Source organism: Citrobacter sp. wls757 (genome assembly GCF_005280935.1).
In the GTDB taxonomy this organism is placed as follows: domain Bacteria; phylum Pseudomonadota; class Gammaproteobacteria; order Enterobacterales; family Enterobacteriaceae; genus Citrobacter; species Citrobacter portucalensis.
On sequence record NZ_SZWU01000039.1, the window covers coordinates 77,402 to 102,905 of the forward strand.

24 protein-coding genes are annotated in these 25,504 nt (G+C 53.2%); 15 read left to right on the top strand and 9 right to left on the bottom strand.

From position 1 onward, the window contains the following. From murD to mutT, 12 genes are all read left to right on the top strand, one after another. Positions 1–1,099 (top strand): UDP-N-acetylmuramoyl-L-alanine--D-glutamate ligase (gene murD / locus FDW94_RS10930; protein ID WP_249358422.1); only part of this gene is annotated, 1,099 nt, incomplete at its 5' end. Continuing rightward, positions 1,099–2,343, top strand: coding sequence for a cell division protein FtsW (gene ftsW, locus FDW94_RS10935; protein ID WP_003829529.1), 1,245 nt, complete (start codon positions 1,099–1,101; stop codon positions 2,341–2,343). The genes murD and ftsW, both read left to right, overlap by 1 nt. Beyond that, entirely contained in the window at positions 2,340–3,407 is a 1,068-nt protein-coding gene (murG, locus tag FDW94_RS10940) for an undecaprenyldiphospho-muramoylpentapeptide beta-N-acetylglucosaminyltransferase (protein WP_137377574.1), read from the top strand. Before ftsW ends, murG begins: the two co-directional genes overlap by 4 nt. Positions 3,408–3,458: 51 nt before the next feature. Then, positions 3,459–4,934, top strand: a complete 1,476-nt coding sequence (murC, locus tag FDW94_RS10945; RefSeq protein WP_137377575.1) for a UDP-N-acetylmuramate--L-alanine ligase — start codon at positions 3,459–3,461, stop codon at positions 4,932–4,934. Next, positions 4,927–5,847 (top strand): D-alanine--D-alanine ligase, encoded by a 921-nt coding sequence (locus FDW94_RS10950; RefSeq protein WP_032942366.1) that lies wholly within the window; start codon positions 4,927–4,929, stop codon positions 5,845–5,847. Before murC ends, FDW94_RS10950 begins: the two co-directional genes overlap by 8 nt. Position 5,848: 1 nt before the next feature. After that, positions 5,849–6,682 carry a cell division protein FtsQ gene (gene ftsQ, locus FDW94_RS10955; RefSeq protein ID WP_003018758.1) on the top strand — a complete coding sequence of 278 codons (834 nt, stop codon included), beginning with the start codon at positions 5,849–5,851 and terminating at the stop codon, positions 6,680–6,682. Then, positions 6,679–7,941, top strand: coding sequence for a cell division protein FtsA (gene ftsA, locus FDW94_RS10960; protein WP_003018755.1), 1,263 nt, complete (start codon positions 6,679–6,681; stop codon positions 7,939–7,941). Before ftsQ ends, ftsA begins: the two co-directional genes overlap by 4 nt. 62 nt (positions 7,942–8,003) lie before the next feature. Then, positions 8,004–9,155 carry a cell division protein FtsZ gene (gene ftsZ, locus FDW94_RS10965; protein WP_003018753.1) on the top strand — a complete coding sequence of 384 codons (1,152 nt, stop codon included), beginning with the start codon at positions 8,004–8,006 and terminating at the stop codon, positions 9,153–9,155. A 100-nt stretch (positions 9,156–9,255) separates the two neighbouring features. Further along, entirely contained in the window at positions 9,256–10,173 is a 918-nt protein-coding gene (gene lpxC / locus FDW94_RS10970; protein ID WP_006686706.1) for a UDP-3-O-acyl-N-acetylglucosamine deacetylase, read from the top strand. 283 nt (positions 10,174–10,456) lie between these two features. Continuing rightward, positions 10,457–10,963 (top strand): secA translation cis-regulator SecM, encoded by a 507-nt coding sequence (gene secM, locus FDW94_RS10975; RefSeq protein ID WP_137377576.1) that lies wholly within the window; start codon positions 10,457–10,459, stop codon positions 10,961–10,963. Between the two features lie 60 nt (positions 10,964–11,023). Beyond that, positions 11,024–13,729 (top strand): preprotein translocase subunit SecA, encoded by a 2,706-nt coding sequence (secA, locus tag FDW94_RS10980; RefSeq protein ID WP_008786199.1) that lies wholly within the window; start codon positions 11,024–11,026, stop codon positions 13,727–13,729. A gap of 56 nt (positions 13,730–13,785) precedes the next feature. Further along, on the top strand, positions 13,786–14,175 hold the full coding sequence (gene mutT, locus FDW94_RS10985; RefSeq protein ID WP_008786200.1) for an 8-oxo-dGTP diphosphatase MutT: 390 nt from the start codon (positions 13,786–13,788) through the stop codon (positions 14,173–14,175). Positions 14,176–14,347: 172 nt separating this feature from the next. On the opposite strand, the gene yacG is transcribed toward mutT, so the two are convergent. Genes yacG through coaE form a run of 3 tightly spaced genes read right to left on the bottom strand, consistent with a single transcriptional unit; the run spans position 14,348 to position 15,915 of the window. Continuing rightward, entirely contained in the window at positions 14,348–14,542 is a 195-nt protein-coding gene (gene yacG, locus FDW94_RS10990; protein WP_003018740.1) for a DNA gyrase inhibitor YacG, read from the bottom strand. 9 nt (positions 14,543–14,551) lie between these two features. Continuing rightward, positions 14,552–15,295 (bottom strand): cell division protein ZapD, encoded by a 744-nt coding sequence (gene zapD / locus FDW94_RS10995; RefSeq protein WP_008786201.1) that lies wholly within the window; start codon positions 15,293–15,295, stop codon positions 14,552–14,554. Next, positions 15,295–15,915: a dephospho-CoA kinase gene (coaE, locus tag FDW94_RS11000; RefSeq protein ID WP_003829511.1), complete on the bottom strand. Its 621-nt coding sequence runs from the start codon at positions 15,913–15,915 to the stop codon at positions 15,295–15,297. Before coaE ends, zapD begins: the two co-directional genes overlap by 1 nt. 225 nt (positions 15,916–16,140) lie before the next feature. Here coaE and FDW94_RS11005 point away from each other — a divergent pair, with 225 nt between their 5' ends. Further along, on the top strand, positions 16,141–17,184 hold the full coding sequence (locus FDW94_RS11005; RefSeq protein WP_003829510.1) for a GMP reductase: 1,044 nt from the start codon (positions 16,141–16,143) through the stop codon (positions 17,182–17,184). Between the two features lie 57 nt (positions 17,185–17,241). Here the strand turns inward: FDW94_RS11005 and hofC are convergent, their stop codons facing one another. From hofC to nadC, 4 genes are all read right to left on the bottom strand, one after another. Continuing rightward, on the bottom strand, positions 17,242–18,444 hold the full coding sequence (gene hofC, locus FDW94_RS11010; RefSeq protein ID WP_137377577.1) for a protein transport protein HofC: 1,203 nt from the start codon (positions 18,442–18,444) through the stop codon (positions 17,242–17,244). Then, entirely contained in the window at positions 18,434–19,819 is a 1,386-nt protein-coding gene (gene gspE, locus FDW94_RS11015) for a type II secretion system protein GspE (RefSeq protein ID WP_137377578.1), read from the bottom strand. The genes hofC and gspE overlap by 11 nt, the downstream gene beginning before the upstream one ends. Before the next feature lie 9 nt (positions 19,820–19,828). Then, positions 19,829–20,266 (bottom strand): prepilin peptidase-dependent pilin, encoded by a 438-nt coding sequence (gene ppdD, locus FDW94_RS11020; protein ID WP_032942370.1) that lies wholly within the window; start codon positions 20,264–20,266, stop codon positions 19,829–19,831. A gap of 243 nt (positions 20,267–20,509) precedes the next feature. After that, positions 20,510–21,403, bottom strand: coding sequence for a carboxylating nicotinate-nucleotide diphosphorylase (gene nadC / locus FDW94_RS11025; RefSeq protein WP_137377579.1), 894 nt, complete (start codon positions 21,401–21,403; stop codon positions 20,510–20,512). 87 nt (positions 21,404–21,490) lie between these two features. Here nadC and ampD point away from each other — a divergent pair, with 87 nt between their 5' ends. Both ampD and ampE read left to right on the top strand, forming a co-directional pair. Next, positions 21,491–22,054 carry a 1,6-anhydro-N-acetylmuramyl-L-alanine amidase AmpD gene (gene ampD, locus FDW94_RS11030; protein ID WP_008786207.1) on the top strand — a complete coding sequence of 188 codons (564 nt, stop codon included), beginning with the start codon at positions 21,491–21,493 and terminating at the stop codon, positions 22,052–22,054. Then, on the top strand, positions 22,051–22,905 hold the full coding sequence (ampE, locus tag FDW94_RS11035; RefSeq protein WP_003829498.1) for a beta-lactamase regulator AmpE: 855 nt from the start codon (positions 22,051–22,053) through the stop codon (positions 22,903–22,905). Before ampD ends, ampE begins: the two co-directional genes overlap by 4 nt. Positions 22,906–22,997: 92 nt before the next feature. On the opposite strand, the gene FDW94_RS11040 is transcribed toward ampE, so the two are convergent. Both FDW94_RS11040 and FDW94_RS11045 read right to left on the bottom strand, forming a co-directional pair. After that, on the bottom strand, positions 22,998–23,948 hold the full coding sequence (locus tag FDW94_RS11040; RefSeq protein WP_008786208.1) for a family 43 glycosylhydrolase: 951 nt from the start codon (positions 23,946–23,948) through the stop codon (positions 22,998–23,000). After that, complete coding sequence (locus FDW94_RS11045; protein ID WP_003829494.1) at positions 23,948–25,354, bottom strand: MFS transporter; 1,407 nt, start codon at positions 25,352–25,354, stop codon at positions 23,948–23,950. The genes FDW94_RS11040 and FDW94_RS11045 overlap by 1 nt, the downstream gene beginning before the upstream one ends. Positions 25,355–25,504 lie beyond the last annotated feature (150 nt).

Sequence of the window (25,504 nt, forward strand, 5' to 3'; positions counted from 1 at the left end):
TGGTATTGCCCTGGCGCATCCTTCTCTGAGCGCCGCTGCTGATGCAGGGATCGAAATTGTCGGTGACATCGAGCTGTTCTGTCGTGAAGCGCAGGCGCCGATCGTCGCGATCACCGGTTCCAACGGGAAAAGCACCGTCACCACGTTGGTGGGAGAAATGGCGAAAGCGGCTGGTGTGAACGTGGGTGTTGGCGGAAATATCGGTCTGCCCGCGCTGATGCTGCTGGATGACGAACGTGAGCTGTATGTACTGGAGCTGTCGAGCTTCCAGCTGGAGACAACCTCCAGCTTACAGGCCGTAGCCGCCACCATTTTGAACGTCACCGAAGATCATATGGACAGGTATCCGTTTGGCTTGCAGCAGTACCGTGCGGCCAAACTGCGCGTCTATGAGAATGCGAAAGTGTGCGTGGTTAATGCCGATGATGCGCTGACCATGCCGATTCGCGGGGCGGATGAGCGCTGCGTGAGCTTTGGCATCAACATGGGTGACTATCATCTCAATCGTCAGCAGGGTGAAACCTGGCTGCGGGTGAAGGGTGAAAAAGTCCTGAACGTGAAAGAGATGACGCTTACCGGCCAGCATAACTATACCAACGCCCTGGCGGCGCTGGCGCTCGCGGATGCTGCGGGTCTGCCGCGGGCATCCAGCCTGAAAGCGCTGACTACCTTTACCGGTCTGGCGCATCGTTTCCAGTTGGTACTGAATCATAACGGTGTGCGTTGGATCAACGACTCAAAAGCCACCAACGTTGGCAGCACCGAAGCGGCACTGAATGGCCTGCACGTTGACGGTACGTTGCACCTGCTGCTGGGCGGCGATGGGAAATCCGCCGACTTTACGCCGCTGCAACGCTACCTGACTGGCGACAACATTCGTCTTTACTGCTTTGGTCGCGATGGCGCACAGCTTGCTGCTCTGCGTCCTGAGGTTGCGGAACACACTGAAACCATGGAGCAGGTAATGCGTCTGCTCGCACCGCGTGTGAAGCCGGGTGATATGGTGTTGCTGTCGCCAGCCTGCGCCAGCCTTGACCAGTTCAAGAACTTTGAGCAACGCGGTGACGTCTTTACCCGTTTAGCGAAGGAGTTGGGTTGATGCGATTCTCTCTCCCTCGTCTGAAAATGCCGCGCGTACCGGGACTGGGTGTCCTGGCGTGGATCTTCGCGGCACTTAAAGGCTGGGTGATGGCTTCGCGTGATAAAGACGCGGACAGCCTGATCATGTATGACCGCATGCTGCTGTGGCTGACTTTTGGTCTGGCAGCGATCGGTTTTGTGATGGTGACATCGGCATCGATGCCCGTAGGGCAACGCCTGGCAGGCGATCCTTTCCTGTTTGCTAAGCGTGACGCGCTGTATATCTTCCTCGCGTTCTGTCTGGCGATGGTGACGCTGCGTCTGCCGATGGAGTTCTGGCAAAAGTACAGCACGACGATGCTGATCGCCTCGATCATCATGTTGTTGATCGTGCTGGTGGTGGGGAGCTCAGTTAACGGGGCATCGCGCTGGATCGCGCTGGGTCCACTGCGTATTCAGCCTGCGGAATTCACCAAGCTGTCGCTGTTCTGTTATCTCGCTAACTACCTGGTGCGTAAAGTCGATGAAGTGCGTAATAACCTGCGCGGCTTCTTAAAACCGATGGGTGTGATTCTGGTGTTGGCAGTCTTACTGCTGGCGCAGCCTGACCTTGGTACGGTGGTGGTGCTGTTTGTCACGACGCTGGCGATGCTGTTTCTCGCTGGCGCGAAACTGTGGCAGTTCATTGCCATTATCGGCATGGGGATTTCGGCGGTGGTGCTGCTGATCCTTGCCGAACCGTATCGTATTCGCCGCGTAACCTCCTTCTGGAACCCATGGGAAGATCCGTTTGGCAGCGGTTATCAGTTAACGCAATCGCTGATGGCTTTTGGTCGCGGTGAGGTTTGGGGTCAGGGGTTAGGTAATTCAGTGCAAAAACTGGAGTATTTACCGGAAGCGCACACCGACTTCATCTTCGCCATCATTGGGGAAGAGCTGGGTTATATCGGTGTGGTATTGGCACTTTTAATGGTATTCTTCGTCGCTTTTCGCGCGATGTCGATCGGTCGCAAAGCACTGGAAATTGACCACCGTTTTTCAGGCTTTTTAGCCTGCTCCATCGGGATTTGGTTTAGCTTCCAGGCCCTGGTAAACGTCGGCGCGGCAGCAGGTATGCTGCCAACAAAAGGTCTGACGTTACCGCTGATCAGTTATGGTGGTTCCAGTTTGTTGATTATGTCGACGGCCATCATGTTTTTGTTACGTATTGATTATGAAACGCGTCTGGAAAAAGCCCAGGCGTTTACACGAGGTGCACGATGAGTGGTCAACCGAAGCGGTTAATGGTGATGGCAGGCGGTACCGGCGGGCATGTGTTCCCGGGGCTGGCGGTCGCGCACCATTTAATGGCCCAGGGCTGGCAGGTTCGTTGGCTGGGCACCGCCGATCGTATGGAAGCGGACTTAGTGCCGAAGCATGGCATTGAAATTGACTTTATTCGCATCTCCGGTTTGCGTGGCAAAGGTGTCAACGCGCTGCTTGCCGCCCCCGTGCGTATTTTTAATGCCTGGCGTCAGGCGCGCGCCATCATGAAGCAGTTTAAGCCTGATGTGGTGCTGGGGATGGGCGGTTACGTGTCCGGCCCTGGCGGTCTGGCTGCCTGGTCATTAGGCATTCCGGTTGTCCTGCATGAGCAGAACGGCATTGCGGGATTAACTAACAAGTGGCTGGCGAAGATTGCAACGAAGGTGATGCAGGCTTTTCCTGGCGCTTTCCCGAATGCGGAAGTGGTGGGTAACCCAGTACGCACCGACGTTCTGGCGCTGCCGTTGCCCGAAGCGCGTCTGGCGGGGCGTGAAGGCCCGGTTCGCGTGCTGGTCGTCGGGGGATCTCAGGGCGCACGCGTATTGAACCAGACGATGCCGCAGGTTGCCGCAAAGCTTGGTGACGCGGTGACTATCTGGCATCAGAGTGGCAAAGGCGCGCAGCAAACCGTTGAACAGGCGTATGCCGACGCGGGACAACCGCAGCACAAGGTCACTGAGTTTATTGATGATATGGCAGCCGCCTACGCGTGGGCGGATATCGTAGTTTGTCGCTCCGGCGCGCTGACGGTAAGCGAAATTGCCGCTGCGGGTTTACCTGCGCTGTTTGTACCTTTTCAGCATAAAGACCGACAGCAGTACTGGAATGCGCTGCCGCTGGAGAAAGCGGGCGCCGCCAAAATTCTTGAGCAGCCGCAGTTTACTGTGGATGCCATCGCTAACACCCTTTCCGGGTGGTCGCGAGAAACCTTATTAACCATGGCAGAACGTGCGCGCGCCGCTTCCATTCCGGATGCTACAGAGCGTGTTGCTAATGAAGTGAGCCGGGCTGCCCGGGCGTAATTGTGGTGATGCCTTTTGCATCGCATGAACTAAGAAGTTAATGGCTAAAGAATGAATACACAACAACTGGCAAAACTGCGTTCTATCGTGCCCGAAATGCGTCGCGTTCGGCACATTCACTTTATCGGCATCGGTGGTGCTGGTATGGGCGGTATTGCCGAAGTTTTGGCCAACGAAGGTTATCAGATCAGCGGTTCTGACTTAGCGCCGAACCCGGTGACGCAGCAGTTGACGAATCTGGGCGCCACGATTTTCTTCAACCATCGCCCGGAAAACGTGCGCGATGCGAGCGTGGTGGTGGTATCCAGCGCCATTTCTGCGGATAACCCGGAAATTGTTGCGGCGCATGAAGCGCGCATTCCGGTGATCCGTCGTGCTGAAATGCTGGCGGAGTTAATGCGTTTTCGTCACGGTATCGCCATTGCCGGGACGCACGGTAAAACCACGACCACAGCGATGGTCTCCAGTATCTACGCGGAAGCGGGGCTGGATCCGACGTTTGTCAACGGCGGTCTGGTGAAGGCCGCAGGCGTCCATGCGCGTCTGGGTCATAGCCGTTATTTAATAGCGGAGGCGGATGAGAGCGATGCGTCGTTCCTGCATTTGCAGCCGATGGTAGCGATTGTTACCAATATCGAAGCCGATCATATGGATACCTACCATGGCGACTTCGAAAATTTAAAGCAGACGTTTATTAATTTCCTGCATAACTTGCCGTTTTATGGTCGTGCGGTGATGTGCGTTGACGATCCGGTGATCCGCGAGTTGTTGCCGCGAGTTGGTCGTCAAACCACAACCTATGGTTTCAGCGATGATGCTGATGTGCGCGTCGAAGATTACCAGCAGATTGGTCCACAAGGACACTTCACGCTGCTGCGTCAGGGGATGGCCGATTTACGCGTGACGTTGAACGCACCGGGCCGTCACAATGCGCTGAACGCGGCGGCGGCGGTAGCAGTTGCAACAGAAGAAGGCATTGAAGACGACGCAATTCTGCGCGCGCTGGAAAGTTTCCAGGGCACCGGACGACGTTTTGACTTCCTCGGCGAATTCCCGCTTGAGCCGGTAAACGGTAAAGCCGGGACGGCGATGCTGGTGGATGATTATGGTCATCACCCTACGGAAGTGGATGCCACGATTAAAGCTGCACGCGCGGGCTGGCCGGACAAAAATTTGGTGATGCTATTCCAGCCGCACCGCTTTACGCGTACTCGCGATCTGTATGACGACTTTGCCAACGTGCTGACTCAGGTCGATGCACTGTTGATGCTGGATGTGTACGCCGCGGGTGAAGCCGCGATTCCAGGAGCCGACAGCCGCTCGCTGTGCCGTACGATCCGTGGTCGCGGTAAGATCGACCCGATTCTGGTTTCCGATCCGGCTCAGGTGGCAGACATGCTGGCGCCGGTATTAACCGGCAACGATCTGATTTTGGTGCAGGGCGCTGGAAATATCGGCAAAATCGCGCGTTCCTTAGCTGAAATCAAACTGAAGCCGCAAAACCCGGAGGAAGAACAACATGGCTGATAAAATCGCGGTCCTGTTAGGGGGAACCTCCGCAGAGCGTGACGTTTCGCTGAATTCCGGCGCGGCCGTACTGGCAGGGTTACGCGAAGGTGGTGTGGATGCTCATCCAATTGACCCAAAAGAGGTTGATGTCACGCTTTTGAAATCGATGGGTTTTCAAAAGGTGTTTATTGCGCTGCACGGTCGTGGTGGTGAAGATGGCACGTTGCAGGGCATGCTGGAGCTGATTGGTCTGCCGTACACCGGTAGTGGCGTCATGGCTTCTGCGATTTCGATGGACAAACTGCGCAGCAAACTACTGTGGCAGGGGGCCGGTTTACCGGTCGCGCCTTGGGTCGCATTGACCCGCGCTGAGTTCGAAAAAGGCCTTAATGATGAGGTGGTTACGGAGATTTCTGCGCTAGGTTTGCCGCTGATTGTGAAGCCCAGCCGTGAAGGCTCAAGCGTAGGGATGTCAAAAGTTGAAGAAGAAAATGCTTTGCATGGTGCATTAGCATTGGCTTTTCAGCATGATGAAGAAGTACTGATCGAAAAATGGCTCAGTGGCCCGGAATTTACAGTTGCGATACTTGGTGAAGAAATTTTACCGTCAATACGTATCCAACCTGCGGGAACCTTCTATGATTATGAGGCGAAGTATCTCTCTGATGAGACACAATATTTCTGCCCTGCCGGTCTGGAAGTCGAACAAGAGGCCCGTTTACAGGAATTAGTCCTGAAAGCGTGGACCACATTGGGCTGTAAAGGTTGGGGTCGCATTGACGTCATGCTGGACAGCGATGGCCAGTTTTATCTGCTGGAAGCGAATACCTCTCCGGGTATGACCAGCCACAGTCTGGTGCCGATGGCGGCGCGTCAGGCGGGCCTGAGCTTCTCGCAGTTGGTGGTAAGAATTCTGGAGTTGGCGGACTGATATGTCGCAGGCTGCGCTGAACACGCGAAACGGTGATGAAGAAGAAGTAAACTCCTCACGCCGCAATAATGGAACGCGTCTTGCAGGAATATTGTTCCTGCTGACAGTGCTGTGCACCGTGTTTGTCAGCGGCTGGGTAGTGTTGGGATGGATGGAAGATGCGCAACGTTTGCCTTTATCGAAACTGGTGTTAACCGGCGAACGGCATTACACGCGCAATGACGATATTCGTCAGTCCATTTTGGCACTGGGCGCTCCGGGAACCTTTATGACTCAGGATGTGAACATCATTCAGAGTCAAATTGAACGCCTCCCCTGGATTAAACAGGCGAGCGTCAGAAAGCAATGGCCCGATGAATTGAAGATTCATCTGGTTGAATATGTGCCCATTGCGCGTTGGAATGACCAGCATATGGTGGATGCTGAAGGAAATACGTTCAGTGTTCCAACCGGTCGGGCCAATAAGCAGGTATTACCCATGTTGTATGGACCGGAAGGCAGCGCAAGTGAAGTGTTGCAAGGGTTCCGCGATATGGGGCAGGTGCTGGCTAAGGATAGATTCACCCTGAAGGAAGCGGCGATGACCGCTCGTCGTTCCTGGCAGTTGACGCTGAATAACGATATTAAGCTGAATCTGGGCAGGGGCGATACGATAAAACGTTTGGCTCGCTTTGTGGAACTCTACCCGGTTTTACAGCAGCAGGCGCAAACCGATGGCAAACGGATTAGCTACGTTGATTTGCGTTATGACTCAGGAGCGGCAGTAGGCTGGGTTCCCTTGCCTCCTGAGGAATCTAATCAGCAACAGAATCAGGCACAGGCAGAACAACAATGATCAAGGCGACGGACAGAAAACTGGTAGTTGGACTGGAGATTGGCACCGCGAAGGTAGCCGCTTTAGTAGGGGAAGTTCTGCCCGACGGTATGGTCAATATCATTGGCGTGGGCAGTTGCCCATCGCGAGGTATGGATAAAGGCGGGGTGAATGACCTTGAGTCAGTGGTGAAGTGCGTACAGCGCGCCATTGACCAGGCTGAACTGATGGCAGATTGCCAGATTTCCTCGGTGTATCTGGCACTTTCCGGTAAACATATTAGCTGTCAAAATGAAATTGGTATGGTGCCCATTTCCGAAGAGGAAGTGACGCAGGAAGATGTGGAAAACGTGGTACATACGGCAAAATCCGTACGCGTTCGCGATGAACATCGTGTTCTGCACGTTATTCCGCAGGAATACGCCATCGACTACCAGGAAGGCATTAAAAATCCGGTCGGTCTTTCCGGCGTGCGTATGCAGGCAAAAGTCCATCTTATTACCTGCCACAACGACATGGCAAAGAACATTGTCAAAGCCGTTGAACGTTGTGGTCTGAAAGTTGACCAACTGATTTTTGCCGGGTTGGCAGCCAGTTATTCCGTGTTGACGGAAGATGAACGTGAGCTGGGTGTCTGCGTGGTGGATATTGGTGGTGGTACAATGGACATCGCCGTTTATACTGGCGGGGCGTTGCGCCACACTAAAGTTATCCCTTATGCAGGGAATGTAGTGACCAGCGATATCGCGTATGCCTTTGGTACGCCGCCGAGCGATGCTGAAGCCATCAAAGTGCGTCATGGTTGCGCACTGGGCTCCATCGTGGGTAAAGACGAAAGCGTTGAAGTGCCAAGCGTAGGTGGTCGTCCACCGCGTAGCCTGCAACGTCAGACCCTGGCAGAGGTCATTGAGCCGCGTTATACCGAGCTGCTCAACCTGGTCAACGAAGAAATTTTGCAATTACAAGAACAGCTTCGCCAGCAGGGTGTGAAACATCATCTGGCGGCGGGGATTGTGTTAACCGGTGGCGCTGCGCAAATTGAAGGTCTTGCGGCCTGCGCACAGCGCGTGTTCCATACGCAAGTACGTATTGGTGCACCGCTGAATATCACTGGTCTGACGGATTATGCCCAGGAGCCTTATTATTCAACGGCAGTGGGGCTGCTTCACTACGGGAAAGAATCCCATTTGAGTGGTGAGGCTGAAGTAGAAAAACGCGTTACGGCATCAGTTGGCTCGTGGATCAAACGACTCAATAGCTGGCTGCGAAAAGAGTTTTAATTTTTAAAGAGACCAACGCACATTAACGGTCTCAGGCGACAGGCACAACGGAGAGAGAAACTATGTTTGAACCTATGGAACTTACCAATGACGCGGTGATTAAAGTCATCGGCGTCGGCGGCGGCGGCGGTAATGCCGTTGAACACATGGTGCGCGAGCGCATCGAAGGTGTTGAATTCTTCGCGGTGAATACCGACGCTCAGGCGTTGCGTAAAACGGCGGTTGGACAGACCATTCAGATTGGTAGCGGCATCACCAAAGGTCTGGGCGCGGGTGCAAACCCGGAAGTAGGCCGTAATGCGGCAGACGAAGATCGTGAAGCTCTGCGTGCAGCGCTTGACGGCGCAGACATGGTGTTTATCGCAGCTGGCATGGGCGGCGGTACCGGTACCGGTGCAGCGCCAGTGGTTGCTGAAGTAGCAAAAGATTTAGGTATTCTGACCGTTGCTGTCGTGACCAAGCCTTTCAACTTTGAAGGTAAGAAGCGTATGGCATTCGCGGAGCAGGGTATCACCGAGCTGTCCAAACATGTGGACTCTCTGATCACTATTCCTAATGACAAACTGCTGAAAGTGCTGGGTCGCGGTATCTCCCTGCTGGATGCGTTTGGCGCAGCGAACGATGTGCTGAAAGGCGCAGTCCAGGGTATCGCTGAACTGATTACTCGTCCGGGCCTGATGAACGTCGACTTTGCAGACGTGCGCACCGTGATGTCCGAAATGGGCTACGCGATGATGGGTTCAGGCGTGGCAAGCGGTGAAGACCGTGCAGAAGAAGCGGCTGAAATGGCTATCTCTTCTCCGCTGCTGGAAGACATCGATCTGTCTGGTGCGCGCGGCGTGCTGGTCAACATTACTGCGGGCTTCGACCTGCGTCTGGATGAGTTCGAAACCGTCGGTAACACGATTCGTGCCTTTGCATCGGATAATGCGACCGTGGTTATCGGTACCTCTCTGGACCCGGATATGAACGACGAACTGCGCGTCACCGTTGTTGCAACTGGAATTGGTATGGACAAACGTCCTGAAATCACTCTGGTGACCAACAAGCAGGTACAGCAGCCGGTAATGGATCGTTACCAGCAGCACGGCATGGCGCCGTTGACGCAAGAGCAGAAACCGGTAGCGAAAGTGGTTAACGACAATACGCCGCAAACCACCAAAGAGCCGGATTATCTGGATATCCCAGCATTCCTGCGTAAGCAAGCTGATTAAGAATTAGCTGGAATTTGGGAATTGTGGCTCTTTGTGCTAAACTGGCCCACCGAATGTATAGTACACTTCGGTTGGATAGGTAATTTGGCGAGATTATACGATGATCAAACAAAGGACTCTTAAACGTATCGTTCAGGCGACTGGCGTCGGTTTGCATACCGGCAAAAAAGTCACCCTGACATTACGCCCTGCGCCGGCCAACACCGGGGTCATCTATCGTCGCACCGACTTGAATCCTCCGGTAGATTTCCCGGCCGATGCCAAATCTGTGCGTGATACCATGCTCTGTACGTGTCTGGTCAATGAGCATGATGTACGGATTTCAACCGTAGAGCACCTTAATGCTGCTCTGGCGGGTTTAGGTATCGATAACATCGTTATTGAAGTTAACGCACCGGAAATCCCGATCATGGATGGCAGTGCCGCTCCGTTCGTTTATCTGCTGCTTGATGCAGGTATTGAAGAACTGAGCAGCGCCAAAAAATTTGTTCGCATCAAAGAGACCGTTCGTGTCGAAGATGGCGATAAGTGGGCTGAGTTTAAGCCGTATAATGGTTTTACGTTGGATTTCACCATCGACTTTAACCATCCGGCGATCGACTCCAGCACGCAGCGCTACGCGATGAACTTCTCTGCGGATGCGTTCATGCGTCAGATCAGCCGTGCGCGTACTTTCGGCTTCATGCGTGATATCGAATATCTGCAGTCCCGCGGCCTGTGCCTGGGCGGCAGCTTCGATTGTGCCATCGTTGTTGACGATTATCGCGTATTGAACGAAGACGGCCTGCGTTTTGAAGATGAATTCGTTCGTCACAAAATGCTCGACGCGATCGGTGACTTGTTCATGTGTGGTCACAATATTATTGGTGCATTTACCGCGTATAAATCCGGTCACGCATTGAATAACAAACTGTTGCAGGCGGTCCTGGCAAAACAGGAAGCCTGGGAATATGTGACCTTCCAGGACGATGCAGAACTGCCGTTGGCGTTCAAAGCACCATCGACTGTACTGGCATAACGACATACGCTGTCGCATAAATTCGACTGGTAAATCTGGCACTCTCTCCGGCCAGGTGAGCCAGTCGTTTTTTTATCCTCCGAGTGCAAACCACCTTATCTGAAGCGACTTTTTCCTCACAGGTAGATTAAAATACCGTTCGATCGCTGCTTTCTTAAGCATATTTACCCGCGACTTGCTGTCATTACTGCTGTGGTGCGAACGCATTAATGGTAAGATTTGTGCGCAAAAAATGGTTTTGCATTTGTAACCCCAAACGCAGGGTATATCAGGTGGCAATAACGTGAGTGGAATACTGACGCGCTGGCGACAGTTAGGCAGACGGTACTTCTGGCCGCATCTCCTGTTGGGGATGGTCGCGGCTAGTTTTGGCCTGCCCGCGCTCGGTAATGCTGCTGAACCTAATACCCCCGCGAAGGCGACCGCCAGCAATCACGATCAAGGCGCTAAAGTTAACTTTAACCAGCTTGCTTTGCTGGAAGCGACCAATCGCCGCCCGAATTTTACCGTCGACTACTGGCATCAGCATGCTATTCGTACGGTTATTCGCCATCTTTCTTTTGCTATGGCCCCTCAGGCGCTACCCGTTGCCGAAGAGCCGTTGCCAATCCAGGCGCACCATCTTGCGTTACTGAATAAGCTCAGCGCGATGCTGACGCAAGAAGGCAGACAGCCCGCGACCGTGAGTCGCGTGACATACGCCCATTTTACCTCTCAGGCCGCGTTTAGCGTTCCGGTCTGGATCAGTCAGCTGCAGGGTATCCGCGCTGGCCCTCAACGTCTCAGCTAAAAAAGAACCTTCCAACTTATAATTTTTGACTCCGCAATGCGGGGCGTTTGAGATTTTATTATGCTAATCAAATTATTAACAAAAGTATTCGGTAGCCGTAACGAGCGTACGCTGCGTCGTATGCGCAAAGTGGTCAATGTCATCAACGCAATGGAACCGGAGATGGAAAAACTCTCCGATGATGAGCTGAAAGCGAAGACCGCTGAATTCCGCGCCCGTCTGGAAAAAGGCGCCAGCGTTGAGAGCCTGATCCCGGAAGCATTTGCGGTGGTCCGCGAAGCGAGTAAGCGTGTGTTCGGCATGCGTCACTTCGACGTTCAGCTGCTGGGCGGTATGGTCCTGAACGATCGCTGCATCGCGGAAATGCGTACAGGTGAAGGTAAAACCCTGACCGCCACGCTGCCTGCCTACCTGAACGCATTAAGCGGGAAGGGCGTACACGTGGTTACCGTGAACGACTACCTGGCTCAGCGTGACGCCGAAAATAACCGCCCGCTGTTTGAATTCCTCGGCATGACCGTGGGTATCAACATGTCTGGCCTGCCTGCGCCAGCCAAGCGTGAAGCCTACAATGCCGATATTACTTACGGTACCAACAACGAATACGGCTTTGACTACCTGCGCGACAACATGGCGTTTAGCCCGGAAGAGCGCGTTCAGCGAAAACTGCACTATGCGCTGGTCGATGAAGTCGACTCCATCCTGATCGATGAAGCGCGTACACCGCTGATCATTTCCGGTCCGGCTGAAGACAGCTCGGAAATGTACAAAAAAGTGAATAAAATCATCCCGCACCTGATCCGTCAGGAGAAGGAAGATTCCGACACGTTCCAGGGCGAAGGGCACTTCTCAGTTGATGAGAAAGCGCGCCAGGTTAACCTGACCGAACGTGGTCTGGTACTGATTGAAGAGCTGCTGGTTAACGAAGGCATTATGGACGAGGGCGAGTCACTGTACTCTCCAGGCAACATTATGCTGATGCACCACGTGACTGCCGCACTGCGTGCGCACGTGCTGTTTACCCGCGACGTAGACTACATCGTGAAAGACGGCGAAGTTATCATCGTCGATGAACACACCGGTCGTACCATGCAGGGGCGTCGCTGGTCCGATGGTCTGCACCAGGCTGTTGAAGCTAAAGAAGGCGTAGAGATCCAGAACGAGAACCAGACGCTGGCATCTATTACCTTCCAGAACTACTTCCGTTTGTACGAAAAACTGGCCGGTATGACCGGTACAGCCGACACTGAAGCGTTTGAATTTAGCTCCATCTACAAACTGGATACCGTGGTTGTGCCGACCAACCGTCCGATGATCCGTAAGGATTTACCGGATCTGGTGTACATGACCGAAGCGGAAAAAATTCAGGCGATCATTGAAGATATTAAAGAACGTACTGCAAATGGCCAGCCGGTGCTGGTAGGTACTATCTCCATTGAAAAATCGGAAGTAGTGTCTAACGAGCTGAGCAAAGCGGGTATCAAACACAATGTTCTGAACGCCAAGTTCCACGCCAACGAAGCTGCAATCGTCGCCCAGGCGGGTTACCCGTCAGCCGTGACTATCGCGACGAACATGGCCGGTCGTGGTACCGATATCGTACTGGGCGGTAGCTGGCAGGCGGAAGTTGCCGAGCTGGAAAACCCAACTCCGGAACAAATCGCGCAGATTAAAGCCGATTGGCAGGTTCGCCATGACGCGGTATTAGCTGCCGGTGGCTTGCATATTATCGGTACCGAGCGTCACGAATCTCGCCGTATCGATAACCAGCTGCGTGGTCGTTCGGGTCGTCAGGGTGATGCGGGCTCTTCCCGTTTCTATCTGTCGATGGAAGATGCGCTGATGCGTATTTTTGCCTCTGACCGCGTGTCAGGCATGATGCGTAAACTGGGTATGAAGCCTGGCGAAGCCATTGAACACCCATGGGTGACCAAAGCAATTGCTAACGCGCAGCGTAAAGTGGAAAGCCGCAACTTCGATATTCGTAAGCAGCTGCTGGAATATGATGACGTTGCCAACGATCAGCGTCGTGCTATCTACACCCAGCGTAACGAACTGCTGGACGTAACTGACGTTAGCGAAACCATCAACAGCATCCGTGAAGATGTCTTCAAAGCAACTATTGATGCCTATATTCCGCCGCAGTCTCTGGAAGAAATGTGGGATATCCCGGGTCTGCAGGAACGTCTGAAAAACGACTTCGATCTTGAGATGCCGATTTCAGAGTGGCTGGATAAAGAGCCTGAGCTGCACGAAGAAACGCTGCGTGAACGTATCCTGGCAAACGCCATCGAAGTTTATCAGCGTAAAGAAGAAGTTGTGGGCGCGGAGATGATGCGTCACTTCGAAAAAGGCGTGATGCTGCAAACTCTCGACTCCCTGTGGAAAGAGCACCTTGCTGCGATGGACTATCTGCGTCAGGGTATCCACCTGCGTGGTTATGCGCAAAAAGATCCGAAGCAGGAATACAAGCGTGAATCCTTCTCTATGTTTGCGTCAATGCTGGAATCACTGAAATACGAAGTGATCAGCACCCTGAGCAAAGTTCAGGTGCGTATGCCTGAAGAAGTCGAAGCCATGGAGCAGCAGCGTCGTGAAGAAGCTGAGCGCTTAGCGCAGATGCAGCAGTTGAGTCATAAAGGCGACGATTCTGCCGCAGCAGAAGAGCTGGCAGCACAAACCGGCGATCGTAAAGTGGGTCGTAACGATCCGTGTCCTTGCGGCTCTGGCAAAAAATACAAACAGTGCCACGGCCGTCTGAGCTAAGAAAATAACTTACTGAAAAGGCGCAGAATTCTGCGCCTTTTTTATGGACGATAAAGATGAAAATACTGCAAATCGCCGTCGGGATTATTCGTAATCAGCAACATGAAATTTTTATCACCCAGCGTGCGGCTGATGCCCACATGGCCAATAAGCTGGAGTTTCCCGGCGGGAAAATTGAAGCGGGCGAAACGCCGGAGCAGGCGCTGATTCGCGAGCTACAGGAAGAAGTGGGGATCACACCGACTCAAAGCTCATTGTTCGAAAAGCTGGAGTATCAGTTTCCGGACAGGCATATCACTCTGTGGTTCTGGCTGGTTGAAAGCTGGGAAGGCGAGCCGTGGGGAAAAGAGGGGCAACCGGCGCAGTGGATTGCGCAAGATGCTCTGAATGCGCAGGATTTCCCGCCCGCGAATGCACCGGTCATTGAAAAGCTGATTGCTGGCTAATGGCGCTATAGGCCGGATAAGGCAACGCCGCATCCGGCAAATTATGGCGGGGCGCTACGCTTGCCCGCCCTACGTTTTAGTTCGTAGACCTGATAAGCGCAGCGCCATCAGGCAAAACAACATAAAATGCCGGATGCGGCGTTGCCTAATCCGGCCCACCGTTTTAGCAGAATTACTTCTGTTCTTCACTCCAGTCGTCGCTTTCTGACAGATCACCAGAGCTTGGGATGCGTTTCTCTTCTGCGGCCCACTCTCCCAGATCGATTAACTGGCAGCGCTTGCTGCAGAATGGGCGAAACGGACTGACCTCAGCCCATACTACAGGCTTGCCGCAGGTTGGGCAGTTGACGATGGTTTGTTCAGACATGTTGACTCCTTAACAGCACGCCAGTTCAAAATCGAGGCGCTCAGGCACCTGACCATTCTCGCTATCCAGCGGCATAAAGCGGATGGCAAAACGGCTCTTATGACCAGAAATTTGCGGATAAAGCAGCGAATCAAGCGGCAACTGCAAGCGTAGCAGATCTGCATCTTCGCCGTTGTCCTGATAAAAACCATTCAGGCTGGTTTGCTTACGAAACGGTGCTGAGTTGCGAATTAAATCCAGTACCAGCGACAGCGCCTGGTTGAGCGGATTCAGGCTGGCAAGCCAGGTTTCAACCTGCGCGTCACGATGCGACTGTGCCAGGTGTAACCAGATATGCAGAGTCGGCAGATCGAAACTGCAGCACCCGCCAGGAATACTTAAACGCTGACGTACGAGACCAATCAGACGATCTTCGCGCAGTGTCTGTCCAATACGCGGGGCAGAAATCAGAATGCTGCCTGCACTTTTTAGCTGCTGACGCAAAGAGTCGATTCTGCTTTGATCGACGCCGGGAACTTCGACCCAGGCCTGGAGTTTACGCTGCTGTCGCTCCAGTTCTTTGAGGAGTTCGGTACGGACTTCGCCGCGTTCAAATACATCCAGTAAATCTCCGATATTGCGGAAAAAATGCAGAGCGCCGGCATGGTCAGTAATGGGCAAATTAACGGAGAGCTGTTGGATTAAAAACTCAATGCGCAGCCATGTACGCATCTTCTCATTGAGAGGGTGTTCAAAAAGGACCTGGGTGTGCATTACGGTTTTTCCTGTGAGACAAACTGCGACGCGCATTGCAAATAGAGCGCGTGCAGGCGGGCGACATCCGAGGCGATGGCTTCCGGTGCGCCATTATTATCAATAACATCGTCTGCCACGGCCAGCCGCGCTTCACGCGTTGCCTGGGCGGCAAGAATTTGTTCAACATGCTCACGCGTGACGTCATCACGCTGCATGGTGCGTCTGAGCTGGGTTTCGGGGGTGACATCCACCACGAGTACGCGGTCGGCTTTTTTATACAGCGAATTTTCCACCAGCAAAGGGACAACCCATAGCAGATAAGGAGAGGTTGCTTGCTGAAACTGACGCTGGGTTTCCTGCTGAATAAGCGGATGAAGCAGGGCATTCAGCCAGCTTTTCTCCTCAGGATTGGAAAAAATGCGTTCGCGTAAAATGCGTCGCTGCAACGATCCGTCTGCGGCTATAACGTCGGAACCAAAATGTTCTTCGATCGCCTTAAGAGCAGGTGTGCCGGGTTCAACCACCTGGCGCGCAATAATATCTGCATCAATGACGTTTATTCCGAGGTCAGCGAACGCATTTGCAACGGTGCTTTTACCACTGCCAATGCCGCCGGTTAAGGCTACCGTATACCTCATAGATGCTGATCCTGGAGTTTAAGTTTGATTATCAAACAGTTAAAAGTTATGCGTGCGAAGGCGAGGCTGCTGCAGGATTAACCTACTATTCGCCAGGTAAATTTATGGGATTGTAGCGTAAAAAAAGAGAATTTCGCAGTCTTGCGCGGCATTGATTAGTGCGTATGATAGCGTCACTGGAGTTGTGAGTTTCGATTTTTCGCCATTAACCCCAGGAATCCGCACATGCGTATCGAAGAAGATCTGAAGTTAGGTTTCAAAGACGTTCTTATCCGCCCTAAGCGTTCTACTCTCAAAAGCCGTTCCGATGTTGAGCTGGAACGTCAATTTACCTTTAAGCATTCAGGTCAGACCTGGTCCGGCGTACCTATTATTGCCGCGAACATGGACACTGTCGGGACGTTTGCCATGGCAACGGCACTGGCATCCTTCGACATCCTGACCGCTGTGCACAAACACTATTCTGTTGAAGACTGGGCCGCCTTCATCGCAGAGAGCTCTGCCGATGTGCTCAAACACGTAATGGTTTCAACCGGTACGTCTGATGCAGATTTCGAAAAAACTAAACAGATTCTGGCGCTCAACCCCGCGTTGAACTTTATCTGCATTGATGTGGCCAATGGCTACTCAGAGCATTTTGTTCAGTTCGTGTCGAAAGCGCGTGAAGCATGGCCGACTAAAACGATCTGTGCGGGCAATGTGGTCACCGGTGAAATGTGTGAAGAGCTGGTGCTCTCCGGTGCTGATATTGTCAAAGTCGGCATTGGCCCAGGTTCTGTATGTACCACGCGTGTAAAAACCGGCGTTGGCTATCCACAGCTTTCTGCGGTTATTGAATGCGCCGATGCAGCCCACGGTCTGGGTGGCATGATTGTCAGCGACGGCGGCTGCACAATGCCGGGTGACGTGGCAAAAGCGTTCGGTGGCGGCGCAGACTTCGTGATGCTCGGCGGCATGCTGGCTGGTCATGAAGAAAGTGGCGGCAAAATTGTTGAAGAGAACGGTGAGAAATTCATGCTGTTCTACGGTATGAGCTCTGAATCTGCCATGACGCGTCACGTAGGTGGTGTTGCACAGTACCGCGCTGCGGAAGGTAAAACCGTCAAGCTGCCACTGCGCGGCCCGGTTGATAATACCGCTCGCGATATCCTCGGCGGTTTGCGTTCTGCTTGTACCTATGTGGGCGCATCCCGTCTGAAAGAGCTGACCAAACGTACAACGTTTATTCGTGTACAGGAACAAGAAAACCGCGTTTTCAATAGCCTGTAAGAACAGCTAGTTCTGTGAAATGCCTGATGGCGTTACGCCGCCATCCGGCATTTGAATCTATCCCACCCCGCTCATCGCATCTCCCAAATGGAAAATCGGTAAATACATCGCGACGACCAGCGTACCGATGATAAGCCCCGTAATGACCAGCAACGCAGGCTCAAGTAATGCAGCCAAATTCTCAGCCTGAGCCAGGGTTTTCTCGCCATGGTGATGAGCAAGATTACGCAGCATTGCATCCAGCGAGCCGGAAGCTTCACCAGTTCTGACCAGCTGTATACACAATGGGCTGAATTCACAGCTATTTTTAAGCGCTAACCAGATCGGTTTTCCAGAGCTGATGTCCTGCTGAACCAGTGCTAAACGTTGCGACCAGAAAGGGTTAGCCAGCGTTTCGGTAACGCTCTCAAGACCCTGCAAAAAGGGAATGCCCGCATTTTGCGTTAACGCCAGAACAGTGAATATCTGCGTGAGTTTTTGCCCTCTCACCATCGGCCCTATGACCGGGAGGCTGAGCAGCAATTTCTGGCGCAGAATGAGCCAGTATGGTTTCTGCTTTATCAAATGATGTGTGGCAACTGCTACCAGGCCAAGTGCTACCGCCAGCCATCCCCATTGGCTGCTACAGTGTGCGATGGTAATAATCCACTGAGTGAGCGCCGGTAGCGGGGTGTTGAACGTCTGGTAGATAGCGGCAAACTCAGGGAGTACAAACTGCAGCATCGCAAATACGACCATCACCGCCATTGTTATGATGATGATCGGATAGCGCAGGGCTTTTTTAACTTTATCAGCAAGTTGCTGTTGTTTCTTTTGCTGGTAGGCGAGTTCAAAACAGCAGTCGTCCAGCTTACCCGTAAGTTCTCCGGTACGGATCATTGCCTGATAAAGGGGCGGAAAAACGTGTTGCCATTGTGATAACGAGGTGGAGAGGGTAATGCCCTGTTCCATATCGTAAGCCAGCGTACGCAGTAGCGCCTGCCATTGAGTGCTGGGATGCTGTTCAGCAAGCAGAGCTAGCCCTGTTGAGAGCGTTAACCCTGCTTTTAGCAATGTCGCCAGCTGGTGTATGGTTTCGGCACTTCTTGTTCGGCTCCAGTGCGAGGTTTTGACACGCGTACGTTTAATGCGCAGCGGCGTAATCTGTTGTTTCTCAAGAGCCAGTATCAATGACGGTCGGGTATCGGCCCATAGTGTGCCTTCCAGCGATTTACCTTCGTTGTTAATGCCTTGCCAGCGCCAAAGCTGTTTAGTGGACATGAGGCATGCCCAGTATACGAATCAGCTCTTCAAATGTCGTTAACCCTTGCTCGACGGCCTGACAGCCATTCTCGAAAAGCGTTCTCATTCCTGATTGCTGAGCATCAGATTCCACTTCGTCTACGGATGTGCCACTGGCAATACTCTGACGTAATGCCGGAGTAACCGGGAGCACTTCAAACAATGCCGTACGGCCATAAAATCCGTGATAACAATGTTTGCAGCCAGGGGCCTGCCAATTCGGTAGTGGTGTAGGCCAGACAGTTTTCGGGAGCGTGATAGGCGTACTCTGACGTTGTCGGCAATGGGGGCACAACTTTCTGACCAACCGCTGTGCAATAACGAGCGTCAGCGCGGAGGCGATCATCCAGCGTGCGACACCCATTTGTTGCAGGCGCACCAGCGTTTCACTGGTGGAATTGGTATGCAGCGTAGAAAGAACCAGATGACCTGTTTGTGCGGCTTTAAGGGCTATTTCTGCCGTTTCGCCATCGCGGATTTCACCCACCATGATAATGTCGGGATCCTGGCGCAGCAGCGCGCGCAATACGCCCTGAAAAGTCAAACCGGCGCGTGGGTGAATTTGCGTCTGGTTGAGACCTGCGATCGGGATCTCTACCGGATCCTCCACGCTACAAAGATTCACATCCGGGGTGTTTCGGGTTTGCAGCGCACTGTACAGCGTGACCGTTTTGCCGCTTCCGGTAGGCCCGGTAACCAGAATCAGCCCCTGAGGCTGCTGCAAGGCTTGCGAAAATGCGGCCAGCTGCGCGTCTTGCATTCCCAGCGCCGCGATCTCCAGTGACTGATCGACCTGATGAAGTAGCCGTAACACGACTTTTTCGCCGTAGCGACAGGGTAGGGTGGCGATGCGAAACGAGACCGGCTCTCCTGAAATCTCAACGGTAAATTGTCCGTCTTGTGGAAGCCGATGCTCGGCGATATCCAGGCTGCCTAATACTTTTAACCTTGCGGTGATGGCAATGCCCATCTCGGTCGTGACTTCCGGTAAAGCGTGAAGCACGCCATCTACGCGTAATCTGATTCGATAGTGATTTTCTTCGGGTTCAAAATGAATATCAGAAGCCCGTTGCGTCAGAGCGGAATGAAACGTCTGATTCAGCAAGTCTGCTGCGCTGGCGCTGCTTTTCGTGACCACTGCCGGGAGCATTTTCTGCGGTGTATGCGTGTGGCCTTCCATTTGCTGACGTGTCCAGCAGACAATGTCGATGCTTCGGGTGGTGGCAAAATGCAGCGCATCCAGCAGCTCGTGTGATGGGACGTCTACGACGGCGATATGCACCACTTCATTGTCTGCATCCAGTAATATTGCCTGATAACGTTGGCATAGTGCCGTAAGTTGGGTGGTATTCATCTCTGTTCCTTAGTGGGTATCGAAGCGGAAAACGTCTTCACAGGCCTGCTGCAATGCGCTGTCGTTCTGGATGACGCAGTTTCGGTTCCAGCCGGTAATGCCGTTGGCATTGTCCCAACCTGGCGTCATGGTGATGCTTAGCCCGTTCAGGCTTTCCTGCCCACTAAGACTGACAACTCCCTTTTCAACGCTCATGGCTGAGACGTAACGGGTAGTTGTTGGAGAGGGAATACCATTCGTTCCGGCATCGCAGGTATTTGTTCCGCCATGCTCCAGTGCACAGAGCTCAACCGCCGTGCGATAGGGGACAAAGGTTTGCAGCATGTCCGTCAGCGCGGCTTTGCGCAGATAGTTTTGATATGCCGGAATGCCGATGGCGCTAAGGATGGCAATAATGCCAATCACCACCATGAGTTCGATAAGCGTAAAGCCTCGTTGCTTGTTCATCGTTCGCTCCTTGAGTTTGCTGGCGCTACTTTGGCAAACCGACGGGAGGACGGCGAGAGACAAAAAACAAAACGGGAAAGCGGGTTCAGAGGATTTTTACGAAATTACAGAGTCAGACAATGTAATTGCGAAGAGACTCGAAGAAACTGCCGGGTGGTGGTGTAAATGCCGTATTCGGCTTACGGAATAAACCTGTGTAGTAGGCCCGATAAGCGAAGCGTCATCGGGCAATACAATCAGCAATTAGCGAAATCGCATGGAGAGATCGAGTGCGCGAACATGTTTGGTCAGCGCGCCAACGGAGATAAAGTCCACACCGGTTTCGGCAAATTCGCGCAGCGTTTCATGGGTGACGTTGCCCGATACTTCCAGACGCGCCTGGCCGTTGGTGCGTTTTACCGCTTCGCGCATTTGGTCAGTTTCGAAGTTATCGAGCATGATGATGTCGGCCCCGGCTTTCAGCGCGTCGTCCAGCTCATCCAGGCTTTCTACTTCGACTTCAACCGGCACATCCGGGTGCAACCAGAAGGCTTTTTCGACGGCCTGACGTACCGAGCCGGAAGCAATAATGTGGTTTTCTTTAATCAGGAAGGCGTCGGACAGCCCCAAACGATGATTCGCGCCGCCGCCGCACAATACGGCGTATTTTAGCGCGGTACGCAGTCCCGGCAGGGTTTTACGCGTATCCAGCAGTTGGGTCTTGGTTCCCGCTAACAGGTCGACGTATTTACGCACTTCGCTCGCTACACCTGAAAGCGTCTGCACAAAATTCAGCGCAGTACGTTCACCGGTCAGTAAAACGCGGGAAGGGCCGTCCAGTTCAAACAGCGGCTGCTTGGCCTTTATGCTGTCGCCATCTTCAACATGCCAGGTGATGTTGACATCATCGCCAGCCAGCTGAATAAAGACCTCTTCTACCCAACGTTTTCCACAAAAAACGCCATCTTCGCGGGTGATTACGGTGGCATGGGAGCGCATGTCTTCGGGTAAAAGCTGTGCGGTGATATCGTTATTGGCATCAACTTCTCCGCCTAAATCTTCACGCAGCGCCTGAGCTACAGCGGCAGGGATATCCAGATTTATGCGTTCCAACAGCGCGTCACGTCGGTAGTCAGGGTTATAGCGGCGAGGCGGCATGATAAAACTCCAAATTGCTAACGAATCATAAGGTGGAAACATGCTACCCTGAACCTGATATGAGCACCACCAATAAGGAGATTCTGCATGTTGTTAGACGAGGGCTGGCTGGCAGAGGCGCGACGCGTCCCCTCTCCGCATTACGATTGCCGCCCGGATGACGAAAACCCTTCTCTGCTGGTGGTGCATAATATCAGCCTGCCGCCCGGCGAGTTTGGCGGCCCGTGGATAGACGCGCTGTTTACGGGCACGATTGATCCCAACGCCCATCCTTATTTTGCCGGGATCGCCCATCTGCGTGTTTCAGCCCATTGTTTGATTCGCCGTGACGGTGAAATCGTGCAATATGTGCCTTTTGATAAACGCGCCTGGCATGCGGGTGTGTCGAGCTATCAAGGGCGAGAACGCTGTAATGATTTTTCAATTGGTATTGAGTTGGAAGGGACGGATACGCTGGCCTATACCGATGCGCAGTATCAGCAACTGGCTGCCGTGACGAATACTCTGATTACGCGTTATCCGGCCATTGCTAACAACATGACAGGACATTGCAATATTGCGCCCGAGCGTAAGACCGATCCCGGGCCGTCCTTTGACTGGGCAAGGTTCCGCGCCCTGGTCACCCCCTCGTCGCACAAGGAGATGACATGACGCTGTTTACAACATTATTGGTGTTGATTGTTGAACGCCTGTTTAAGCTGGGTGAGCACTGGCAGCTTGATCACCGGATTGAAGCTTTTTTCCGCCGGATTAAGCATTTTTCGATGATGCGTACGGTAGGCATGACTCTGATTGCGATGGGAGTGACATTTCTGCTACTGCGCGCACTTCATGGGCTGTTGTTTAATGTTCCGTTGCTGGTGGCGTGGATCTTAATTGGCTTGCTGTGCATCGGTGCTGGCAAGGCGCGCCTTCACTATCACGCTTACCTGAACGCGGCTGCTCGCGATGATGCTCACGCCCGTGATGCGATGGCCAGCGAACTGACGCTTATCCATGGGGTTCCGCCGGACTGCGATGAGCGTGAATTCTTGCGCGAACTGCAGAACGCGCTGTTATGGAACAACTTCCGCTTTTATCTGGCGCCGTTATTTTGGCTGATTGTCGGTGGTCCGTGGGGACCTGTGACGCTGGTTGGTTATGCCTTTTTACGCGCCTGGCAGTCCTGGCTGGCGCGCTATCAGACACCGCACCAGCGTCTGCAATCAGGCATTGATGCGATCCTGCATGTGCTGGATTGGATCCCGGTGCGTCTGGCGGGCGTGGTCTATGCGCTGCTGGGACATGGCGAGAAAGCGCTGCCGGCCTGGTTTGCCTCGCTTGCGGATCTGCACACGTCGCAATATCAGGTGCTTACGCGTCTGGCGCAGTTCTCGCTGGCGCGTGAACCGCACACCGATAAAGTCGAAACGCCAAAAGCCGCCGTTTCGCTGGCGAAGAAAACCTCGTTTGTGGTGGTGGTGGTTATTGCGGTGCTCACCATTTATGGGGCATTAGTATAGCGTTGTGCCGGATGGCCCTAATGCTTATCCGGCCTACAATGAAAAAACGTGTAGGCCCGGTAAGCGTTAGCGCCACCGGGCAGTGCAACGGTTTAGTTCGTATCAGCAGGCGGCACGCCAAAATCTGGCATGCCGTTTTCGTCCCAACGCACGAGCTTCAGACGAGTGTGGCGGTTTGGGTCGTACAGCGGATCGCCCTCGATTTCGGTGTAGTTTCTCGCGTGATACACCAGTACATCTTCACCTTCCGGCGTTTGTGTAAAGCTGTTGTGTCCTGGCCCAAACTGGCGGTTTTCATAACTGGTGGTAAAGACCGGACGCGGTGATTTGTGCCAGTTCTGCGGTTTGAGCGGATCGGCGTTGAGGTCAATCCACAATAATCCCATACAGTAGTTCTCATCGGTGGCGCTGGCGGAATAGCTGATAAACAGCTTATCGCCATGAACCATGACGGCAGGACCTTCATTGACCCAAAAACCCCGGCATTCCCAGTCATACTCAGGATGACTTAGCATGACCGGCTCGCCTTTAATCGTCCATGGATTTTCCAGCTCAGCGAGATAGATATTGGAGTTTCCGGCGATATCGGGCGACTTCTGCGCCCAGAGGTACCACTGTTTTCCCTGATGGTTAAAGGTGGTGGCATCAAGCGCAAAGGTATCAAACTGCGTTTTAATCTGACCTTTCTCCGTCCACTGCCCGGTCAACGGATCGGCGTCGGCACATTCGAGCGCAAACATGCGATGCTGGAACATCCCCAGCTTGTCGAGCGACTGTGTGTGGGTGGCAGCAAAATAGATGTACCACTTGCCTGCCAGATGATGGATTTCGGGTGCCCAGATGAGTTGGCTCATGGGGCCGCTTTCTGGTTTGCGCCAGACGACAACCGGGGCGGCGGTGCGCAACCCCTCCAGCGAGTCGGCCCGGCGTATCTCCAGTCGGTCATATTCGGGTACTGAAGCAATGAAATAATAGTGGCTACCGTCACGTAAGATAAACGGATCGGCACGCTGTTCAATAAAGGGATTTGGCCACTGATTCATTAGGCTTTCCTTACGGTTTCAGTCGTTTTTATATCGTGGTATTCATTCAGTTCACGGTAGTTGGCGCGGCGCTTTTCTAAATCTGTCTGGATTTGCTGCATAAACTCGCGGTCAACTTTAAGCAGACGAACCACGCCTGCGGTAATCAGGTAGCCTACGCCCGGTATGATGGTAAACAGCAGCATAATACCGTTAATGGCAGAGTCGCTTTGCGCTTTCGCCCCAGCGTCGTAACCGTACCAGGAGAGCAGGAAGCCGACCATCGCTCCGGCAATCGCCAGGCCCAGTTTCAGGAAGAACAGGTTACCGGAGAAGCTGATTCCGGTGATGCGTTTACCGGTTTTCCACTCGCCATAGTCATCGACATCCGCCATCAGCGACCAGTGCAGCGGAGAAGGAATTTGGTGCAGGATGTTGAGCAGGAAGTAGAGCACCATAATCATCATGGTGGCTTTCGGATCGAAGAAGTAAAACGCGGCAGAGAAAATCGCCAGGATAATATTGGTCCAGAAGAAGACTTTCAGTTTGCACCAGCGATCGGTTAATACCTTCGCCAACATACTGCCGATCATCATGCCGACCACACCAAGACTGATAAACAGCGTTGCGAACTGCGTGCTTTGCTGCATAACCCATGTCACGTAGTACATGGTGGCAGCCATGCGAATAAAGCCCGGACAGACGTTGCACAGTGTTAACAGCAGAATTTTTACCCACTGATCGTTCTTCCACACGTCTTTCAGATCGGCTTTTAAATCGTCATTGGTCTGGACAGCAGGGCGCACGCGTTCACGGACCGTAGCGAAGCAAAACAGGAACATACACATGCCGATGAAAGCCAGAACCGCCATCGCCATCTGATACCCTTTGGCTTTGTCTTCCCCGCCGAACCAGTCGGCCATTGGCAGCAAGGTGAGGGACAGCAGCAGGGTTGCAATGCCTACCAACACAAAGCGATATGACTGGCAGGCGACGCGTTCCTTCGGATCGTTGGTGATGACGCTGCCGAGCGAGCAGTAGGGAATGTTGATCGCTGTATAAGTAATAGATAGCAGGAAGTAGGTAACGAACGCATAGATAACTTTGCTGTTATAGGTCCACTCTGGAGTGGTAAACATCAGTACGCTGAATAACGCGTACGGGAAAGCCATCCATAAAAGCCATGGACGAAATCGACCATATTTACTACGGGTGCGGTCGGCCATCGCGCCCATTATAGGGTCGGTAACGGCGTCGATAACGCGTACTGAGAGCAGTAATACGCCGACCAGTGCAGGTGCCAGACCAAAAATGTCTGTGTAAAAATAGTTAACAAACAACATGATGGCGCCAAAGATGATGTTGCATCCGGCGTCGCCCATTCCATAGCCGATCTTTTCTTTCACCGTGAGCTTACTGGTTTCCATCAACTGCACTCCATTAATGAGATATGGAGAGAATTATTGTCCGGCACCGGTGTTTTTGCGTTGCAGGATAACGCCGCTGATATGGACTAAACAGTCGTGAGTGGGAAAGTGTGAGAAAGGTAACAACCCCCACCTGACGCAGGTGGGGGG

Bases quoted from the DNA above. Each gene is read 5' to 3' on its own strand.
- ftsW (WP_003829529.1), top strand. From the start codon at position 1,099: ATGCGATTCTCTCTCCCTCGTCTGAAAATGCCGCGCGTACCGGGACTG.
- secA (WP_008786199.1), top strand. From the start codon at position 11,024: ATGCTAATCAAATTATTAACAAAAGTATTCGGTAGCCGTAACGAGCGT.
- mutT (WP_008786200.1), top strand. From the start codon at position 13,786: ATGAAAATACTGCAAATCGCCGTCGGGATTATTCGTAATCAGCAACAT.
- zapD (WP_008786201.1), bottom strand. From the start codon at position 15,295: ATGCACACCCAGGTCCTTTTTGAACACCCTCTCAATGAGAAGATGCGT.
- lpxC (WP_006686706.1), top strand. From the start codon at position 9,256: ATGATCAAACAAAGGACTCTTAAACGTATCGTTCAGGCGACTGGCGTC.
- FDW94_RS11040 (WP_008786208.1), bottom strand. From the start codon at position 23,948: ATGAATCAGTGGCCAAATCCCTTTATTGAACAGCGTGCCGATCCGTTT.
- murG (WP_137377574.1), top strand. From the start codon at position 2,340: ATGAGTGGTCAACCGAAGCGGTTAATGGTGATGGCAGGCGGTACCGGC.
- ftsA (WP_003018755.1), top strand. From the start codon at position 6,679: ATGATCAAGGCGACGGACAGAAAACTGGTAGTTGGACTGGAGATTGGC.
- ampD (WP_008786207.1), top strand. From the start codon at position 21,491: ATGTTGTTAGACGAGGGCTGGCTGGCAGAGGCGCGACGCGTCCCCTCT.
- murC (WP_137377575.1), top strand. From the start codon at position 3,459: ATGAATACACAACAACTGGCAAAACTGCGTTCTATCGTGCCCGAAATG.
- coaE (WP_003829511.1), bottom strand. From the start codon at position 15,915: ATGAGGTATACGGTAGCCTTAACCGGCGGCATTGGCAGTGGTAAAAGC.
- hofC (WP_137377577.1), bottom strand. From the start codon at position 18,444: ATGTCCACTAAACAGCTTTGGCGCTGGCAAGGCATTAACAACGAAGGT.
- FDW94_RS11045 (WP_003829494.1), bottom strand. From the start codon at position 25,354: ATGGAAACCAGTAAGCTCACGGTGAAAGAAAAGATCGGCTATGGAATG.
- ppdD (WP_032942370.1), bottom strand. From the start codon at position 20,266: ATGAACAAGCAACGAGGCTTTACGCTTATCGAACTCATGGTGGTGATT.
- ampE (WP_003829498.1), top strand. From the start codon at position 22,051: ATGACGCTGTTTACAACATTATTGGTGTTGATTGTTGAACGCCTGTTT.
- yacG (WP_003018740.1), bottom strand. From the start codon at position 14,542: ATGTCTGAACAAACCATCGTCAACTGCCCAACCTGCGGCAAGCCTGTA.
- gspE (WP_137377578.1), bottom strand. From the start codon at position 19,819: ATGAATACCACCCAACTTACGGCACTATGCCAACGTTATCAGGCAATA.
- FDW94_RS10950 (WP_032942366.1), top strand. From the start codon at position 4,927: ATGGCTGATAAAATCGCGGTCCTGTTAGGGGGAACCTCCGCAGAGCGT.
- nadC (WP_137377579.1), bottom strand. From the start codon at position 21,403: ATGCCGCCTCGCCGCTATAACCCTGACTACCGACGTGACGCGCTGTTG.
- ftsQ (WP_003018758.1), top strand. From the start codon at position 5,849: ATGTCGCAGGCTGCGCTGAACACGCGAAACGGTGATGAAGAAGAAGTA.
- FDW94_RS11005 (WP_003829510.1), top strand. From the start codon at position 16,141: ATGCGTATCGAAGAAGATCTGAAGTTAGGTTTCAAAGACGTTCTTATC.
- ftsZ (WP_003018753.1), top strand. From the start codon at position 8,004: ATGTTTGAACCTATGGAACTTACCAATGACGCGGTGATTAAAGTCATC.